Here is a 16,427-nt window from a genome sequence, read left to right as displayed (position 1 = left end):
ATGGCCCATATGGAGGTCCAAATGGATGCTGCTCTGATTCAGGCGACGCTCGTGGAAGTCCTGCAGAACATACAAGCGACGAGTGAGCTTGAATGCCCACCACTTGGTGGTGCGACGAAGCCCATCGAGGAACTGCCGAAGTTCGATAGCAAGATTTGGCCCGTAGCCATTGGCATGTTGGGTGCGAAGCTCGGGATCACCATCGACAATGACGTGAACATCTTCCGGCAGGATGATTCCTGCGTCGCGCTGACGATTGACGAGATCGTGGCAAAGGTCGTCGCGCTGGCAGAAGCGCAAGTCGTAGCTGAACCCAAGCAGGCGAACGCGCAATGACGGACAGCCCGGACGCCCAGCGTTCGGCGATCGCCGAACGACTGCGAGAGGCCAGAAAGGCCGCAGGCCTGTCTCAGGGCCAAGTGGCCAAGTTGCTGCAGATGCATCGCCCGACGATTTCCGAGATCGAGGCCGGCAATCGACGTGTTTCAGCAGAAGAACTCGTGAAATTCGCGGAGACCTACGACGTCACCGTTTCGTGGCTGCTTGGCGAAACAGCCGAACAACTCGAAATGAATGATCCACGACTTCAGCTTGCCGCGCGCGAATTGAGCAAGCTGAAGCCCGACGACCTGGATCGACTGCTACGGCTGCTGGCGTCGATGCGCAGCTCGGACGCCGAAGAGGGAGGAGAGAGCAAATGAGTGCTCAGCTCTCGAACACAACGGCCGCGGGGCGAAAAGCCCTGGTGATGCAAGGCATGCAGGCGTCGATCACTGCGCGCGTGAAGGCGGGCGTGGATCTCAAGAGTCCCACCTGTATCTATGGTTTGTGCGAGGCGCATAACGTCGCCGTGCGCTTCAACGATATCAATATGGAGGGCATGTACGACCGAACGCCGAAGCCGCGTATTCATGTCTCTGTCCTCAGGCCCTTGGCGAGACGAACTTTCACGTGCGCGCACGAACTGGGGCATCACGTCTTCGGGCACGGGTCGACCATTGACGAGTTGAGGGAAGACCAAGCGAATAACGCAGATCGACCTCCGAACGAGATTCTGGCTGACGCCTTTGCGGCCTTCGTCTTGATGCCAACGCTTGGTTTGCGAGAAGCTTTTGCGAAGCGCGGCCTGGACCCGAATCGCGCAACAGCCCTCGATATGTACGCCATTGCCTGCAACTTTGGTGTAGGGCAGGCGACTCTGGTGAATCACCTCGCCTACGGCATCAACATGATCAACCAAGCGCAGCGTGATCGCCTCGGGCGGATCACGCCAAAGATGATCCGCACGGAACTGCTGGGGGAGGTCGTGTCCACGCCGCTCACCGTAGCGGATCAGCACTGGAATTCGCCGACGCTCGACATTGAACAGGATGCGCTTGTGCTCCTTCCATCGGGTGTGGTTGTGGACGCCTCAATGCTGCTGCCCGAGCGTGAGTTAGCTGCCGCGCGACTTTTCCGCGCTGCAAAGTGCGGCATCACGCGAGTGGCAATACCCGGCACCCCGTGGGCAACCTATGTCCGTATCGCCCGGCGCCAGTACGTTGGTCTGGCTCGATTCCGTCACCTTGAGGAGACTGCAGATGAGTAAGCTTCCCCATTCGATCGGCCCGCTCCTCGTCGACGAGCCTGACATTTCGCGAGCCTGGGCCAAGGCCGTGCTTCACGTCATCGATCACGCGGGTCCCGAGATATCGCCCCTGATCCTGAGCGTGACTGGCTTCGATGAACGGGGTGCAGTTCCGGAAACGCCGGCCATCCGCGAGGCGCTCGATACGCTGCTTTCGGCCAAACGCATGCGCAGCGTGGACGATGTGGCGTTCACGATCTTTCCGCAGCGCTTGTGGCAGGTCGCGCAGGGCGATCGCGCCGCGCTGTTTCGATACTACAAGGATGCATTTCCCCGCTATCAAGCGATGAATCAGCGGGACAACCGCCGCGGTCTCTATTTCGAGCGAATGACCGGGTATGGGCGCGGCCCTTGCGATGGCAATCAGCTCGAATGGATCCTTTCCCAGTTCGAAGGACGGGAGGGCGTGCGGCGGTCGATGTTTCAAGCGAGCGTATTTGATCCAGCCCGAGACCATGTAGCTGACGCCCAGCTTCAGTTTCCCTGCCTTCAGCACGTCAGCTTCGAGCCGACCAAGCAGGGACTGGTCATCAACGCCTTCTACGCGACGCAGCAGCTGTTCGTGAAGGCATATGGCAACTACCTCGGCATTGCCCAGTTGGGCGCCTTCATGGCCCATGAAATGAAAACCAAGCTTTTGAGAATGAATGTCGTTGTCGGCGTCGCGAAGTTCGAGCGCATCTCCAAGTCTGATCCGGACCTGCAACCGCTGATCGCTGCGGCTCGTGCGAGTTTTCCTCTGAAGCATCAGGAGGCTGACACTGGCGATGTGCTCGCGACAGACGTAGAGATTGCAGCGTGAGGGTTGGAGCCAGCAAGAGCTGTGTGCCTTCGGAGAATGACCCTGTGGCCGCTCCAGCACCGACCGTTGGTCCGACGCACCTGCTGCCGATCAAGGTCACGCCGGTGTTTGATAGCTACTGGCGGTTCGCAGTGGAGCGGCAGAACGTGTTCTGCCAGAGGCTGAAGGGCAAACCCGCGCCATGGACCAGTGATCCGGTGATCTCCGTCCACAAGTTTACGAACGCGTATCGCGCTTCGGATCGCGTCAGCCAGTATCTGATCAGGCATGTGATCTACCGCAATGATCTTCCACAGTCGACGTCCGAGGTGCTCTTCCGCACCTTGCTGTTCAAGTTGTTCAACAAGATCGAGACCTGGAAGTTGCTTGAACACACTTTCGGTGAGATCACGTTCAAGAACTACAAGTTCGAGCACTACGACAAGGTTCTGAGCCAGGCGATGAGGGCAGGGGGGCGAATCTACTCGGCCGCCTACATCATGCCGCCCGGAGGTTCCGCTTTCGGGCATACGGCCAAGCATCAGAACCATTTGCGCCTACTGGAACGAATGATGGCTGACGACCTTGCGGGCCAGTTGGCGCAGTTGAAGAAGATGCAGACCGCGTTCGAATTGCTCAGAAGCTACCCAACGATCGGGGACTTTCTGGCATATCAGTTCGTGACGGACATCAACTACAGCGAAGTCACCGACTTCTCGGAAATGGATTTCGTCATACCAGGCCCTGGTGCTCGGGACGGCCTCAGGAAGTGCTTCAGCGACAGCGCAGGCCTCAATGAGGCAGAGCTGATCCGATTGATGGCTGACAACCAGGAGCGCGAGTTTGAGCGGCTCGGCATCAAGTTCCAATCCCTGTGGGGGCGCAGGCTGCAATTGATCGATTGCCAAAACCTCTTTTGCGAGGTTGACAAGTACGCGCGGGTGGCCCACCCGGACGTGGCCGGCATCTCAGGGCGGACACGCATCAAGCAGAAGTTCTCTCCCACCGGACCGTTGGACCTGCCTTGGTATCCACCCAAATGGGGTATCAATTCGAAGATTGAGGCGGACCTTTCGGGCCGTGCCAGCCTTAAACAGGGTGAGAAGTCTGCGAACAGGTCAATTGCCCAGTCAACCTTGGACTTAGGAAGCTCGTAATGAACTTGAACACCTACCAGCAAGAAGCACAAAAGACCGATCGCGTTCCTTCGCGACAGAAAAGTGGCGATGCAGGAACCGATCTCGTGGTTCCCTTGCTCGGGCTGGCAGGTGAGACGGGCGAACTGCTCAGCGAGTACAAGAAGCACCTTCGAGACGGTGATTCCCATCTCCTGTTCAAGGAGCGCGTGTCGGAAGAGTTGGGCGACTTGCTCTGGTACATCGCAAACGTCGCTGCGAAGTTCGATCTCAAACTGAGCGATGTCGCGCAAGCAAATCTGAAGAAGACCCGGGACCGTTGGGGGCCGCAGGATACAGGGGCGCTCGCTTTCGATGCCGAATTCGAAGAGAACGAGCGGTTGCCTCGACGTTTCGAAGTTGAACTCAGCGAGGTCATCGTCAAGGGGCGAACGAAGATTCGGATGCGCGTCAACGGCAAGAAGATCGGTGACGACTTGACCGACAACGCTGATGACCCTGATGGCTATCGATTTCACGACGTCTTCCATCTGGGCTACGTCGCGGTACTCGGCTGGTCGCCTGTTATTCGGAAACTTCTGAAAAGGAAGCGCAAGAGCGATCCTCAAGTAGACGAGGTGCAGGACGGCGGCAGAGCCCAGGTTCTGGATGAGGGTGTTGCGGCGCTGGTTTTCGACTACGCGAAGGAGCATCGGTGGCTCGAAGGTGTCACCGACTTGGACTACAAGTTGCTACGTACGGTCAAAGGCGTGACGTCGCTCCTCGAAGTACGTGAGCGGTCGCTAGGTGAATGGCAGCGCGCGATCTTGGTCGGATTCGAGGTTTGGCGCCAAGTCCTGAGTGCTGGTGGCGGGAAGATATTGGTTGATCAAGACGCGAAGAGCCTGACCTTTCTTGGTCCACCGAAAAGCGCTCGGCGGAAGCCTGCTCACAATCCTTGATGCTATTCGAATGAGCTAGTGACGGGAGGCCCAGGAATGACCGACGAAACGCAGCTTTTGAATTTTCGGAATGTTGTGGCCCATGGCGTGGATGTTGTCGACACCGCGGATTTTGCTCGCCTCGTAAACAAACAGGCGAGCGACTTCTTGGATCGCTACTTCACGACTGCAGAATTGGCTACCGCGGATGAGGGCGGCGACAGAACAGAAAGACTTGCGTCGCGCTTTGCCGTCAAGGAGGCCGTACTGAAAGCACTCGGCACGGGTTGGGGCGATGGCATCGCTTTTACGGATGTCGAGGTTGTCTCTCAGCGGAGTGGCGCACCGGCTGTCGTACTACACCGCCGATTGGTGAAAATTGCGAGTGAGCGGGGGATCGTTCATTGGTTGGTGAGCGCCAGTCACACAAGCTCGATTGCGATAGCGAGTGTCATCGCTTTGGCAGCGTAGGTACTGCTAGTTGTCTGCAGCAGGGGTGCTTTCAGGCTGCGGAAATAGTCGAAAAGTGCGCAGCAGTGCTTCCTCACCAAAACTTTCTAAAGCGGGAAAAGCCGCACACCGTCACAGGGGCACCCAATGGCAAGAATAAGAAAAATCGAGATAGCCAACTTCCGTGGCATTCAGCAACTGGTGTGGTGTCCATCGCCTGGCATCAATTGTTTGATCGGCACGGGCGACAGCGGAAAATCCACAGTGCTGGATGCGATCGATCTGTGCTTGGGTGCTAGGCGCAATGTCCAAATTTCCGACGCTGACTTTTTCGGCCTGGACATCACCGCTCCAATCAGCATCACGCTGACGCTGGGCGCGCTGGATGACAGCATGAGTACGCTGGAGAGCTTCGGTGCGTTTCTGCGCGGCTATCACGCCGCCACGGGCCTCGTAGAAGACGAGCCGTCCGCCGGTGCAGAAGTGGTTCTCTGCTTGAATTTGACCGTCGCCAGCGACCTGGAGCCATCCTGGACTCTCATCTCCGACCGCGCCGCCCAGCAAGGTCTGGTGAAGACCCTCGCGTGGAAGGACCGTCTGGCCTTGGCGCCGACGCGGATCGGTGCGCTCGCTGACTACAACCTTGCTTGGCAGCGGGGCTCGGTCCTGAACCGCATCTCGGAAGAACGCGCTGATGCGTCGGCGGCACTCGTGAAGGCTGCACGGGATGCGCGCGGCACCTTTGGCGACCAGGCCGAGCAGCAATTGGGAGAAGCGCTGGGGATCGTCGCCGCGACCGCCCAGGAACTCGGCGTCCACATTGGCGCGAAGGCGAGGGCACTGCTCGACTCGCATTCCGTGTCGTTCGGCGGCGGGACCATCTCTCTGCACAACGAGGGCGGCATCCCGCTTCGCAGTCTCGGCGTCGGGTCCACGCGCCTGCTGGTTGCCGGTCTGCAGCGCAAAGCGGCCAGTCAGACGACGATTGTCCTTTCGGACGAGCTAGAGTACGGCCTTGAGCCGCACCGCATCGCCCGGTTTCTCGGCTCTCTCGGAGCGAAGGAAGCGGCCCCGCTGCAGGCGTTCCTCACCACGCATTCTCCAGTGGCGCTCAGGGAGTTGTCGGGTGGCCAGCTTTTCGTGCTGCGCCGCAGTCTTCACGGCCACGAGTCCCGCATGGTGGGGACCGATAACGACACGCAGAGCACCATTCGCCTCTATCCCGAGGCCTTTCTGGCTGGCTCCGTGATCGTGTGCGAAGGGGCCAGCGAGATCGGACTCCTGCGTGGTCTGGATTTGCACCGGGTCGAACACGGCGGCGTGTCGCTGGCAGCACAGGGCATTGCCATGGTCGATTGTGGCGGTGGCGAGCCCGACCGGCCCTATGCCCGCGCGGCGGCCTTCCAGTCATTGGGTTACAGGGTCATGGTGGTACGTGATGACGACAAGAAGCCCACGCCTGTCGTCGAGCAGGCATTTCTGCAGGGCGGTGGTGCGGTCGTCGCCTACCGCGCAGGCCGCGCATTGGAGGACGAACTGTTTGGCAGTCTCACGCCGGTGGCCTGCCAGCACTTGATCAAATATGCCCACGACCTGCATGGCGACCTGATTCACGAACACCTGCGCACGGTCTCTAACAACACGCTGACCGTTCAGGCCGTCTGGGACGAAATCCAGAACACGCAAGCGCTGTCAATGCCAAACCGAGCCTTGCTCGGGCAGGCGGCGCGCATCCGCAAGGCCGGTTGGTTCAAGTCCATCTCCTGGATGGAGGATGTAGCAAGGAGCATCGTGGCGCCGGACTTGCCGCTATGCGATCCAGGCTTCAAGGCACTGGTGGACCAGGTATCTGCGTGGGCTGCTCATGGGCCCCGCTGAAATCGACCTGCGCGCGATTGCCCGCGGCACGGTTACGGCACCGGCCGGGTGCGGCAAGACGCAGTTGATTGCCCACGCCCTGGCCGCGCACGGAGGTCGCAAGCCCATTCTCGTGCTCACGCACACTAACGCTGGCGTAGCGGCGCTTCGTGGCCGTCTGGACCGTGCCGGTGTGCCACACAGTGCTTATCGATTGAGCACCATCGACGGCTGGGCCATTCGGTTGATTGCGAGCTTTCCGGGTCGCAGCGGTCATGACCCGGACCTCCTGCGACTCGCCACGCCGGCGCGAGACTACCCAGCGATCCGCGAATTCGCCTGGAAGCTGTTGCAGGCCGGGCACGTCAGCGAGGTACTGAGAGCGTCCTATGCGCACCTCATTGTTGACGAGTACCAGGACTGTTCGGTGCCTCAGCACTATCTCGTCTACTTTCTCTCGCTGATCCTGCCGACCTGCGTGCTTGGCGATCCGATGCAGGGCATCTTCGGCTTCGGTGGCAACGCCTTGGCCAACTGGGAGCAGCAAGTGTGCGCGCATTTCCCGGTCGTGGCGGAACTGGCCACGCCGTGGCGGTGGCGCAATGCCGGTGCGGAAGCACTCGGACGATGGCTGCTGGAGGCCCGCCGTCTGTTCGTGGCTGGTCAATCGGTGGATCTGCGCACCGGACCACCAGCACATGTGACGTGGGTTCAGACCATCCCGCCCAACGACCACCCGCAGCGACTGGCTGCCGCGCGGACGCTGCCGCCCACCGCGGACGGGCGCGTGCTGATCATTGCTGACAGCCGCAACCGTTCGAGCCAGCAGAACTTTGCAAGCCAGACGCCAGGGGCCTCGACCGTTGAGGCAGTCGATTTGCAAGACCTCATCACCTTCGGCAACGATTTCGATGTTGCGTCTGCGGGGGCCATGGGGCAGTTGCTGGCGCTGGCGCAAAGCGTCATGACCAACGTGGGTGTCGCAGAGCTGACACGGCGTCTGGAGTCGTTGGCCCGAGGAACCGCAAGGAATCCGCCCTCCACAGCGGAGAGCAGTGCCTTGGCGTTCCAGCGCGGCCCGTCCATCGCCGCTGCCGCAACACTGTTGTCGGAGTTGCGCGAAATGCCGAACGTGCGCGTGCATCGGCCCGCCATTCTTTACGGCGTGCTCAAGGCGATGCGTGGGGCCTCGGCAGGAAACGTCCCGCTTGCGGAGGCTGCCAGGCGAGTGCGCGAAGAGAACCGATTATTGGGCCGCCCGTTGCCCAAGCGTGCGGTCGGCAGCACGCTTCTGCTCAAAGGGCTGGAGGCGGAAGTGGCGGTGGTGCTGAATACGGAGGGCATGAGCGCACAGCACTTGTATGTGGCCATGACCCGCGGATCAATGAAGCTGGTTGTGTGTAGCGCCAGCCCCATATTGGGCTAAGCAGGAGGGAGAGATGGTAAGAGAGAACAAGTTTGCAAGCTCGGGTGGTGCAAAAGAGACGCCGCCTGGGAAGCTCATGGAGACCATCGTCGAGGACGTGATCACGGCGAATGCGATGACCTTTGCACAGTGGCATGCCCTCAGCGCGAACCCCTTGGTTCCGCTTGCCATTCCGGTGTCGCAAGGCGGGCAGTATCGGATCACGCAAGCTGGCGTGGACGCAGCTCACTTGCTGTCACAGCAAAGCTGGAGATCACGCGAAGCGCTGCGCCAGACAATTGACCGGGAGGCCTTCATGAAGCTTTCGTTCCAGGCCATCGGGGACACGCTCCGCGACGGCCAATCGCACCTTCCAACAGTACCGGACGGCCAGAATGAGCAGGATGTGGTGCTCGGTGACGATTTTTACGCTGTGCTCGCCGACGACTATCAAGCTCGCCTGCAGCAACTTGCCACCAGTGCAAGTCCCGACGTTGACCGGCATATCCCATGCCATCTGTTTCACTCGGATCAAGCCGTGCCGGCATTCGCCGTGGGACCAGTGCGATTCCTGCCCAGAGCGGAATGGCTCGATTCCTTTGTCAAGGACTCGGAAGTTCGAGAACTCATCCACCAGGTCGAGTCTCGTGAACTGGATATGGATGAGTTGACCGCTCGATCAACTGCCGCCGAGAGTGGTCGCCGTGCGTCGCATGCGTTGGATGTTCTGCGCACGCTGCGGCATTACAGCTGGGTAGCGACCATCCGGATGGAAGGGCATGAGCATGCGCGGTCTCATTTCAAAGCGTCGGTGGTGGTGGGACTTGCGATTGACGCAATCGGACTGAGATTCCAGATCGAGGATGCGCGACGATTTACGAAAGCCGGCCGGCAGCATCTTTTTGCAGAGGACCGGTTCGCGACCACGCTAGACGGACGGATATTGCATGGGTCGAGCGTACAGATGCCTGGCCTTGGCGGACGTCCGGGTGCGCTGGCTGCCAAGATGGCGGGCGAGCAATCCTTCCTGGATGCTGCCGGGTGGATCTTGCAGCGCTACGTCGATGGACGACGAAGCGGACATGCGCTGCATCTCGTCGAACGCTGGGCCAATGCGCTGTACTGGGTCGGTGAAGCTCGTCGCGAGGCTTCCGACTTCATGGCAGTGGTCAACTATGGCTGTGCCGCTGACGGGCTGTCGGGCGCAGGCGGCAAGGCGAACGATATGACAAAATTCGCCGAAACCGCGCTCAAGCCTGAGGGTGAGACCGTACCCGAGGGCGCGCTTACGGTGGATGCAGCCGTCCACAAGGTCTACCGAGAAGGCCGCAACAAGCTCGCCCACGGCGAAATGTCGGGACTACTGGAGGACCTTGCAGAGCCGCGCGCAGTCGGCGAAGCGCTGCTGTCTGCACTGTTCGATGTTGTGACGCCGGTGTTGGCTGATCTCTTGCAGAACGAGCCGAACCTGCCGAAGCTGGATGAGAAGCGGGCCTATCGTCTGCTTGAAGCAAAACTGGCAGCGCGCAAAGCAAACGCTTGACTTGACGACCGGATCGTGACACGCAAGCGGAAACTGGCGCCGACTTCCTGTATCCTTCCAGTTGATTGATGATGGTGTCGCTAGAGTTGTTCTCCCGCAAATCGCTCCATCTCCCGCGCCAGCAAAAGATGTGCGCTTCTGACGGTAAAAGCGACGGTAAGGCCCCATGTCGATCACAGCCAATCCCTTTAACCACGCGGGTTTGGGCGTCTTGTTGATGATGGAGTGGGAGTGATGAGTCATAGGGCGCGGTAACTCGCTCCCTATAGTGTCTCGTGCGCCTTGCCTGCTGGCCTTGCCCTTTGGTGAAGCAGTCTCATGTTCCTAAGCAAGCGCGGCCTGTGTTGCGGACCTTCGGACTCGCAACAGGCGCAGACCGCCAGTGGTGCCTCAGGCTTTCACCTCGCCCGTCAGCGGGTCATAGATCCGTCCATCGTAGTTAATGATGTTGCCGGTGGCCGCATCGAGTCGGCTCCGCTTGTAGGTCCCTGCTCCTTTGCCGTCCAAGCCGATGTAGTCGGCATTTGCATAGGCGACCCGATTGTTCTCGGCCACGATGCCATCCTTGGTCCACTTGCTGCTCATGAGCCATTCGGACGCATCGGTTCCTGTGGGCGGATTGATCTCCCCATTCATGCGCATTTTTGCCAGGGTGGGGTCCATGTTGAAACCCTCGGCGGCCAGCAGGGCGTTGGGGTTTTTCCGGTAGTAGGCCGCCGTCTCCTCGGACATCTTGGACAGGTCGCTTCTTATTAACGTAGATCCATCCGTTGGAAATTTGGACAGATTGCCGCTCCGGATGGACTCGTAGTCTGCGGCGAACTCTGGGTGATTCTTGAAAAACATGTAACGCCCAACGACCGTATCGTCACCGCCACTGAGGACCATGGCGTGCATCCTGACGTAGTCTGGCGGTTCATAGTCCGCCGCAAAAGTGGCGCCCAAGTCCTTTTCCCATTGCTTGAACTCTTCCAAGTTCTTGAAAGGAACTGTGGCCGCTGCTTTTTCTGCTGTCGTCGTGGCACTGGTGGTTGAGGATGGAGCGGTGCTCTTGGTGTAGAGATCCGTGGTGGACGTATAGGCCGCGTTATCAGTTGAGGCCGCGCCGGCCGCAGTGCCAACTGTGCCGGATGGAGCTTCTGCCGACAGCTCCTCCAAAGTGGCTCTCAGCTCCTTGAGGAAGGTGAGTGGGTCCGCGTCGGAATGGTTTTGTGCTGTGCGCTCCGCAGCGCGAGTTGCCAGGGTGCTGGACACCCCCATAGAGGTCAGGAGATTGGCGGCTTGAGAAATATCGAGCATGTGGGACTCCATCGTCGGTTGGTCGCTTGCGCAGGCTGTGGAAATAGGGAGCTTGGGTGATCATCCTCCAATCTTCAGCGTCCAATCCCCGCGAAAGCAGCAGGAATCCCAGGTATTTCTTACCGACGGAGCCGTGGATTAAGCGTGCATGCGCCCCAATGAGCGCTGCGGCTTGGAGCGGGATGCGGGGCGTGAGCTAGGGCGCCCGCTATGCCATTTGAGCATTGACTTTCTGAGCGCACAGCCAGGGTCTGCAAATGCATGCTACGGCGGGAATCGGGCGTAGATTCCCCGAGTGCCGGACCTTGCCCGATAAGATCGGACTTTATTTGAACCGATTCTTGCAGCGGCTTGAAAACGCGCATTTTCCCTCTGCCGCTTCCCCGATTTGTGATTCCCCATCTCTGTCCTGTTCGTCCTTTGAACTGGCTCATAAATCTCCATGTCTACCTTTGTTCCTGATTTCTGGCCCCACAGCGGACTGACGCACCTGGCGCGCAACGAGCGCGGGTGGCTGAGCGCCACGGATGCGTATGTTCGGCACCTGTTGCGCCGCCCGGAATTGGCGTTGGTGCCGGAGTCGTGCGCGGCCGAGGTCGCGTTGCACGAGATGCTGAAGGCATCGCCTGCGCGCCGGGTGGCCCCAGAGGAACTGGCCCAGTTGCAGGACGACGACGCCCGCGAAAACTACACCGTGTTCCTGCGCTTTCGCGATGGCCTGCTGGCCGCTGGCACGCTGGAGGCGTACTACCTGCAGCTCATGCGCAGTGGGGCGGTGAACGTGCCTGCCGTGTTTATCGACACGGTAGTGCAGGCCTTGCTGCGCAACCTGCTGGACGACTGCAACGACGCCTTCGAAGCCCGTGCCGCCGAGATGCTGTTTCGGCCGCAGCGCATTACCTTGCAAGAGGGGCAGATGCTGGCAGGCGACCAGGCAACGTTGGACATGCTCAACGAAACAGCGGGCTTGGGCGAGGTGGGGCGCTTGTTGCGGCAAAGCGGGGCCTTGCAGCCCACGGCGCAGGTGCAGGTGTTGACCGCGGACAACGCGGTGGATTACTGGCAGGCGAGCGAGCGCCACCACTTCCTGCTCGACCTGACCCACGAGCTGACACAGGACCTGAGCCATGGCTTGACGTTCAAGATGACCCGTGCCCGGTCAGGCTTGAAGGCCCTGGCTCGCGTGCTGGAGCGCTGGGTGGCCCACCTGCTGGGCGTGCAGGTGTCCATCGAGCCTGTGCACCAGGTCACCGACAGCGCCTGGCGTTGGCATGTGGGGCTGGATGTGGAGTCCACCGCCATCCTCAAGGACCTGTACCAGGATCGGCCGGTGGATGGCGAGCGCATGGCGAGGCTGGTGAGCCTGTTCACGCTGACCTTTGCCAACCCGGCTGAAATGCGTGCCGATGTGGGGGGCAAGCCGGTGTACCTGGGGCTGGCGACCAACGCCGAGGGCGTGGTGCGCATCAAGCCGCAGAACCTGTTGCTCAATCTGCCGCTGGCATCGGTATCTTGAGTGCTATTGAATTAATAGCTACTAGCGCTTGATGGATAGGCGCTAGCAGCCAGTTTTATTCAAATTTCTCCAAGTTGGATGATGGCCCGATGCTGGGCCCTCATCCAATTGTCATCAGGCTCGCGTTGCCGCCAGCTGCGGCTGTGTTCACGCTCAGCGCGCGCTCGATCAGCAGGCGCTCCAGCGGGATGTCCGTGGCACCGGGCTGCAATGCCGTCACGCCCACGATAGGCCCCGCGCGGCGGGCGAGGGCGGTGCACACGGCCTGCAGCGAGGGGGCGTCGCCGTGGTGCAGCACGGCATCCAGCTCCAGCGTGCCGTCGTTCAGTGTGTTGTCCTGCAGCTGGATCTGCGCCTGCACCAGCGTGGGCAATGGCGTGCGCAGGCTGGCCTGTGCGGTGGGCCACAGAGCGGTGCCACCGCTGGCGAGCACGGCCGCAGTCTGTACCAGCAGGTCATCCACACTTCGCGCCAGGCACAGCACCCGGGCACGGGGGGCCAGGGTGTAGACGTTGCGCTCGCCCGTGGGGCCGGGCAGGGTGCGGGCGGTGCCGCTTTGGGTTTGCTGGGCAAACTGTTGGCAGGTGTTGGCCAGGGCTGCATTGCCTTGTTGCTGGGCCCATTGCTGCAAGGTGGCCAGGGGCGCCAATTGGCGCTCGCGCCGCTCCGTGTCGGGGGGGCTGGTGCGGTCGGCCTCGGCAAAGGTGCGGGCCAGCGCATCGGCTGGGCGCTGCGACAGCAGGCGCAACAGGTACAGCGGCCCACCGGCCTTCGGGCCCGTGCCCGACAGGCCTTCGCCACCAAAGGGCTGCACGCCCACCACGGCGCCGACCATGTTGCGGTTGACGTACACGTTGCCAGCATGGGCCCGGTTCACCACGCGGGCAATGGTTTCGTCGATGCGGGTGTGCACGCCCTGCGTCAGTCCGTAGCCGGTGGCGTTGATCTGGTCGAGCAGGCGGTCCAGGTCGTTGCGCGCGTAACGTACTAGGTGCAAGACGGGGCCGAAAACTTCGCGTTGCAACTCGCCGATGTGGTTCAGCTCGATCAGCGTGGGGGGCACAAAGGTGCCCTGGCTGGTCGTGGCCGCAAGGTGCTGCGGGTGCTGGAACACGCGGTGGCCCTTGGCCTTGAACGTGTCGATGTGTTGGCTGATACCCGCTTGGGCTTCGGCATCGATCACCGGGCCCACGTCCACACGCAGCGCTCCGGGGTTGCCCACGCGCAGTTCGCCCATGGCGCCCTGCAGCATCTCGACCACGCGGTCTGCGGCTTCTTCCTGCACACACAGCACGCGCAGGGCCGAGCAGCGCTGGCCTGCGCTGTCAAACGCCGACGACACAGCATCGCCCACCACCTGTTCGACCAGGGCGGACGAGTCCACGATCATCGCGTTCTGCCCGCCGGTTTCGGCGATCAGCGGGATGGGGCGACCTGCCGTATCGAGCCGCCCGGCCACGGTGCGCTGCAGGATGCGCGCGACTTCGGTGGAGCCGGTGAACATCACGCTCATCACGCGCGCATCGCCAATCAGGCGGGCACCCACGGTCTCGCCCTGGCCGGGCAGCAGCTGCACGGCGGCGCGGGGCACACCGGCTTGCCACAACAGGCGCACGGCTTCGGCGGCGATCAGCGGGGTTTGCTCTGCCGGCTTGGCCAGCACGGGGTTGCCTGCAGCCAGCGCGGCGGCGACCTGCCCCATGAAGATGGCGAGCGGGAAGTTCCAGGGGCTGATACAGGCCACCGGGCCCAGCGGGATGTGGGTGGTGTTGTCGAAGGTTGTTTGCACCTGAGCGGCGTAGTAGCGCAAGAAGTCCACCGCCTCGCGCACTTCGGCCACGGCGTTGCTGGCGCTCTTGCCCGCTTCGCGCATCAGCAAACCCAGCAGGGGCTGCATGCGCGCTTCCAGCAGGTCGGCGGTGCGCAGCAGGGCGGCGGCGCGCTCGGCGGGCGGCGTGGCGGCCCAGGGGACTGTGGCGGCCTGGGCGTGGGCCAGGGCCTGCTCCACATCGGCGGTGGTGGCTTCTTGCACCTGGCCCACCACATCGCTGTGGTCAGCAGGATTGCGCACGAGCTGGGTGGTGCCTGCGGGCAAGTCAGTAGCCAGCAGGGGCGCTGCCGTCCAGGCGTGGCTTGCCGTGGCTTGCAGGGCGGTGGCCAGTTCGGTCAGCGTGTTTTCGTTCGACAGGTCCAGCCCGCGCGAGTTGGTGCGGTGGGCGCCATACAGGCCCTGGGGCGTGGCAATGCGGGGGTGGGGCAGGCCAGCGGCGCCTTCTGCCGCAGCTTGCTGGTCCACCACTTGTACGGGGCTCTTTACCAGCTCATCCAGTGCAATCGTTTCGTCGGCAATGCGGTTCACGAACGAGGTGTTGGCACCGTTCTCCAGCAGGCGGCGTACCAGGTAGGCCAGCAGGGTTTCGTGCGTGCCCACGGGGGCGTAGATGCGGCAGGGGCGGCCCAGCTTGCCTGCAGCGATGGCGCCCACCACCTGCTCATACAGCGGCTCGCCCATGCCGTGCAGGCACTGGAACTCGTATTGCCCCGCGTAGTAGTTGCTGCCCGCCAGTTGGTAAATGGTGGCCACCGTCTCGGCGTTGTGGGTGGCGAACTGGGGGTATACGGCTTCGGGTGCGGCCAGCAGCTTCTTGGCGCAGGCGATGTACGAAATGTCGGTGTGCACCTTGCGCGTGTAGACGGGGTAGTCCTCCAGCCCATCGACCTGGGCGCGCTTGATTTCGCTGTCCCAGTACGCGCCCTTCACCAAGCGCACCATCAGCCGGCGCTGGGTGCTGCGGGCGAGTTGAACCACATAGTCGATGACGAAGGGGCAGCGCTTTTGGTAGGCCTGAATGACAAAGCCAATGCCGTTCCAACCCGCCAGGGTGGGTTCGTGGCACAGGCGCTCCAGCAGGTCCAGCGACAGCTCCAGGCGGTCGGTTTCTTCGGCATCGATGTTCAGACCAATGTCGTATTGCTTGGCCAGCACCGTCAGGCGCAACACCAGCGGGTACAGCTCGTCCATCACGCGGCCAAACTGCGCGCGGCTGTAGCGCGGGTGCAGGGCCGAGAGCTTGATGGAGATGCCCGGGCCTTCGTAGATGCCGCGCCCGGCAGAGGCTTTGCCGATGGCGTGGATGGCTTGCTCGTATGAGGCGTAGTAGTGCTTGGCGTCTTCGCTGGTCAGTGCGGCCTCGCCCAGCATGTCGTACGAATAGCGAAAGCCCTCGGCCTCCATGGTGCGGGCGTTGCGCAGGGCTTCGTCAATGGTTTCGCCGGTCACAAACTGCTCGCCCATCATGCGCATGGCCATGTCCACGCCCTTGCGGATGAGGGGCTCGCCGCCCTTCCCGATCAGGCGGCTGAGCGAGTTGCCCAGGCTGTTTTCACTGTGCGTGGCCACCAGCTTGCCGGTGATGAGCAGGCCCCAGGTGGCGGCGTTGACGAAGAGCGAAGGGCTCTTGCCCAGGTGGGCATCCCACTGGCCGTGGCTGATCTTGTCGCGGATGAGCGCGTCGCGTGTGGCCTTGTCGGGGATGCGCAGCAGCGCCTCGGCCAGGCACATCAGTGCCACGCCTTCTTGCGACGACAGCGAAAACTCCTGCAGCAGCCCTTGCACGATGCCCGCACGCCCGGCGCTCGCCTTGCGTTCGCGCAGTGCCTTGGCAATGCGCAGGGCCAGTTGTTCGGCTGATGCCGCTTGATCGGCGGGCAGGCGGGCCTGGGTCAGCAGCGGGGCCAGCGCCTCGGGTTCTGGGCGGCGGGTGGCGGCGGTGATGGCTGCGCGCAGCGGGTTGTTCAGCGGCGTGCGGGGGGCGAAGTCTGAAAACGGGGCGGAGGACTGCGTCATGGCGGTGTCTTTCAGGGGTTTGGCGGGGCCCAACACGGGGAAAGTG

General features: G+C 61.9%; 13 protein-coding genes. 11 read left to right on the top strand and 2 right to left on the bottom strand.

Going from position 1 to position 16,427, the window contains the following annotated elements; translation table 11 throughout:
• Positions 1–21 precede the first annotated feature (21 nt).
• The 10 genes from OIN59_RS12735 (at position 22) to OIN59_RS12690 (ending at position 9,719) form a co-directional block, all read left to right on the top strand.
• Positions 22–336 carry a hypothetical protein gene (locus tag OIN59_RS12735; RefSeq protein WP_160854029.1) on the top strand — a complete coding sequence of 105 codons (315 nt, stop codon included), beginning with the start codon at positions 22–24 and terminating at the stop codon, positions 334–336.
• Positions 333–701, top strand: coding sequence for a helix-turn-helix domain-containing protein (locus OIN59_RS12730; protein WP_274110807.1), 369 nt, complete (start codon positions 333–335; stop codon positions 699–701). Before OIN59_RS12735 ends, OIN59_RS12730 begins: the two co-directional genes overlap by 4 nt.
• Positions 698–1,588 carry an ImmA/IrrE family metallo-endopeptidase gene (locus OIN59_RS12725; protein WP_274110805.1) on the top strand — a complete coding sequence of 297 codons (891 nt, stop codon included), beginning with the start codon at positions 698–700 and terminating at the stop codon, positions 1,586–1,588. The genes OIN59_RS12730 and OIN59_RS12725 overlap by 4 nt, the downstream gene beginning before the upstream one ends.
• Entirely contained in the window at positions 1,581–2,429 is an 849-nt protein-coding gene (locus tag OIN59_RS12720) for a thymidylate synthase family protein (protein ID WP_202396628.1), read from the top strand. The genes OIN59_RS12725 and OIN59_RS12720 overlap by 8 nt, the downstream gene beginning before the upstream one ends.
• 44 nt (positions 2,430–2,473) lie before the next feature.
• Positions 2,474–3,565, top strand: a complete 1,092-nt coding sequence (locus OIN59_RS12715; RefSeq protein WP_274110803.1) for a nucleotide kinase domain-containing protein — start codon at positions 2,474–2,476, stop codon at positions 3,563–3,565.
• Positions 3,565–4,485: a nucleoside triphosphate pyrophosphohydrolase family protein gene (locus OIN59_RS12710; RefSeq protein ID WP_274110801.1), complete on the top strand. Its 921-nt coding sequence runs from the start codon at positions 3,565–3,567 to the stop codon at positions 4,483–4,485. Before OIN59_RS12715 ends, OIN59_RS12710 begins: the two co-directional genes overlap by 1 nt.
• 36 nt (positions 4,486–4,521) lie before the next feature.
• Positions 4,522–4,935, top strand: a complete 414-nt coding sequence (gene acpS, locus OIN59_RS12705; protein WP_274110799.1) for a holo-ACP synthase — start codon at positions 4,522–4,524, stop codon at positions 4,933–4,935.
• A gap of 126 nt (positions 4,936–5,061) precedes the next feature.
• Positions 5,062–6,792, top strand: coding sequence for an ATP-dependent nuclease (locus OIN59_RS12700; RefSeq protein WP_160854017.1), 1,731 nt, complete (start codon positions 5,062–5,064; stop codon positions 6,790–6,792).
• Positions 6,779–8,197 (top strand): UvrD-helicase domain-containing protein, encoded by a 1,419-nt coding sequence (locus OIN59_RS12695; protein WP_274110796.1) that lies wholly within the window; start codon positions 6,779–6,781, stop codon positions 8,195–8,197. Before OIN59_RS12700 ends, OIN59_RS12695 begins: the two co-directional genes overlap by 14 nt.
• Before the next feature lie 76 nt (positions 8,198–8,273).
• Positions 8,274–9,719 (top strand): hypothetical protein, encoded by a 1,446-nt coding sequence (locus tag OIN59_RS12690; RefSeq protein ID WP_274110794.1) that lies wholly within the window; start codon positions 8,274–8,276, stop codon positions 9,717–9,719.
• A 390-nt stretch (positions 9,720–10,109) separates the two neighbouring features.
• Here OIN59_RS12690 and OIN59_RS12685 read toward each other — a convergent pair whose 3' ends face one another.
• Complete coding sequence (locus tag OIN59_RS12685) at positions 10,110–11,018, bottom strand: hypothetical protein (RefSeq protein WP_274110792.1); 909 nt, start codon at positions 11,016–11,018, stop codon at positions 10,110–10,112.
• 442 nt (positions 11,019–11,460) lie between these two features.
• Between OIN59_RS12685 and OIN59_RS12680 the strand changes: the two genes are divergently transcribed.
• On the top strand, positions 11,461–12,534 hold the full coding sequence (locus tag OIN59_RS12680) for a DUF6352 family protein (RefSeq protein WP_274110791.1): 1,074 nt from the start codon (positions 11,461–11,463) through the stop codon (positions 12,532–12,534).
• A 100-nt stretch (positions 12,535–12,634) separates the two neighbouring features.
• On the opposite strand, the gene putA is transcribed toward OIN59_RS12680, so the two are convergent.
• Complete coding sequence (gene putA, locus OIN59_RS12675) at positions 12,635–16,381, bottom strand: trifunctional transcriptional regulator/proline dehydrogenase/L-glutamate gamma-semialdehyde dehydrogenase (protein ID WP_274110789.1); 3,747 nt, start codon at positions 16,379–16,381, stop codon at positions 12,635–12,637.
• Positions 16,382–16,427: the final 46 nt, after the last annotated feature.

It is taken from the genome of Acidovorax benzenivorans, from assembly GCF_028680575.1.
Taxonomy (GTDB): Bacteria; Pseudomonadota; Gammaproteobacteria; order Burkholderiales; family Burkholderiaceae_C; genus Acidovorax; species Acidovorax benzenivorans.
The sequence above is the reverse complement of the archived record's forward strand: the minus strand, read 5'-3'. Positions and strand labels throughout refer to the sequence as shown.

Bases quoted from the DNA above. Each gene is read 5' to 3' on its own strand.
- OIN59_RS12685 (WP_274110792.1), bottom strand. From the start codon at position 11,018: ATGCTCGATATTTCTCAAGCCGCCAATCTCCTGACCTCTATGGGGGTG.
- OIN59_RS12735 (WP_160854029.1), top strand. From the start codon at position 22: ATGGATGCTGCTCTGATTCAGGCGACGCTCGTGGAAGTCCTGCAGAAC.
- putA (WP_274110789.1), bottom strand. From the start codon at position 16,381: ATGACGCAGTCCTCCGCCCCGTTTTCAGACTTCGCCCCCCGCACGCCG.
- OIN59_RS12700 (WP_160854017.1), top strand. From the start codon at position 5,062: ATGGCAAGAATAAGAAAAATCGAGATAGCCAACTTCCGTGGCATTCAG.
- OIN59_RS12710 (WP_274110801.1), top strand. From the start codon at position 3,565: ATGAACTTGAACACCTACCAGCAAGAAGCACAAAAGACCGATCGCGTT.
- acpS (WP_274110799.1), top strand. From the start codon at position 4,522: ATGACCGACGAAACGCAGCTTTTGAATTTTCGGAATGTTGTGGCCCAT.
- OIN59_RS12730 (WP_274110807.1), top strand. From the start codon at position 333: ATGACGGACAGCCCGGACGCCCAGCGTTCGGCGATCGCCGAACGACTG.
- OIN59_RS12720 (WP_202396628.1), top strand. From the start codon at position 1,581: ATGAGTAAGCTTCCCCATTCGATCGGCCCGCTCCTCGTCGACGAGCCT.
- OIN59_RS12725 (WP_274110805.1), top strand. From the start codon at position 698: ATGAGTGCTCAGCTCTCGAACACAACGGCCGCGGGGCGAAAAGCCCTG.
- OIN59_RS12690 (WP_274110794.1), top strand. From the start codon at position 8,274: ATGGAGACCATCGTCGAGGACGTGATCACGGCGAATGCGATGACCTTT.
- OIN59_RS12695 (WP_274110796.1), top strand. From the start codon at position 6,779: ATGGGCCCCGCTGAAATCGACCTGCGCGCGATTGCCCGCGGCACGGTT.
- OIN59_RS12680 (WP_274110791.1), top strand. From the start codon at position 11,461: ATGTCTACCTTTGTTCCTGATTTCTGGCCCCACAGCGGACTGACGCAC.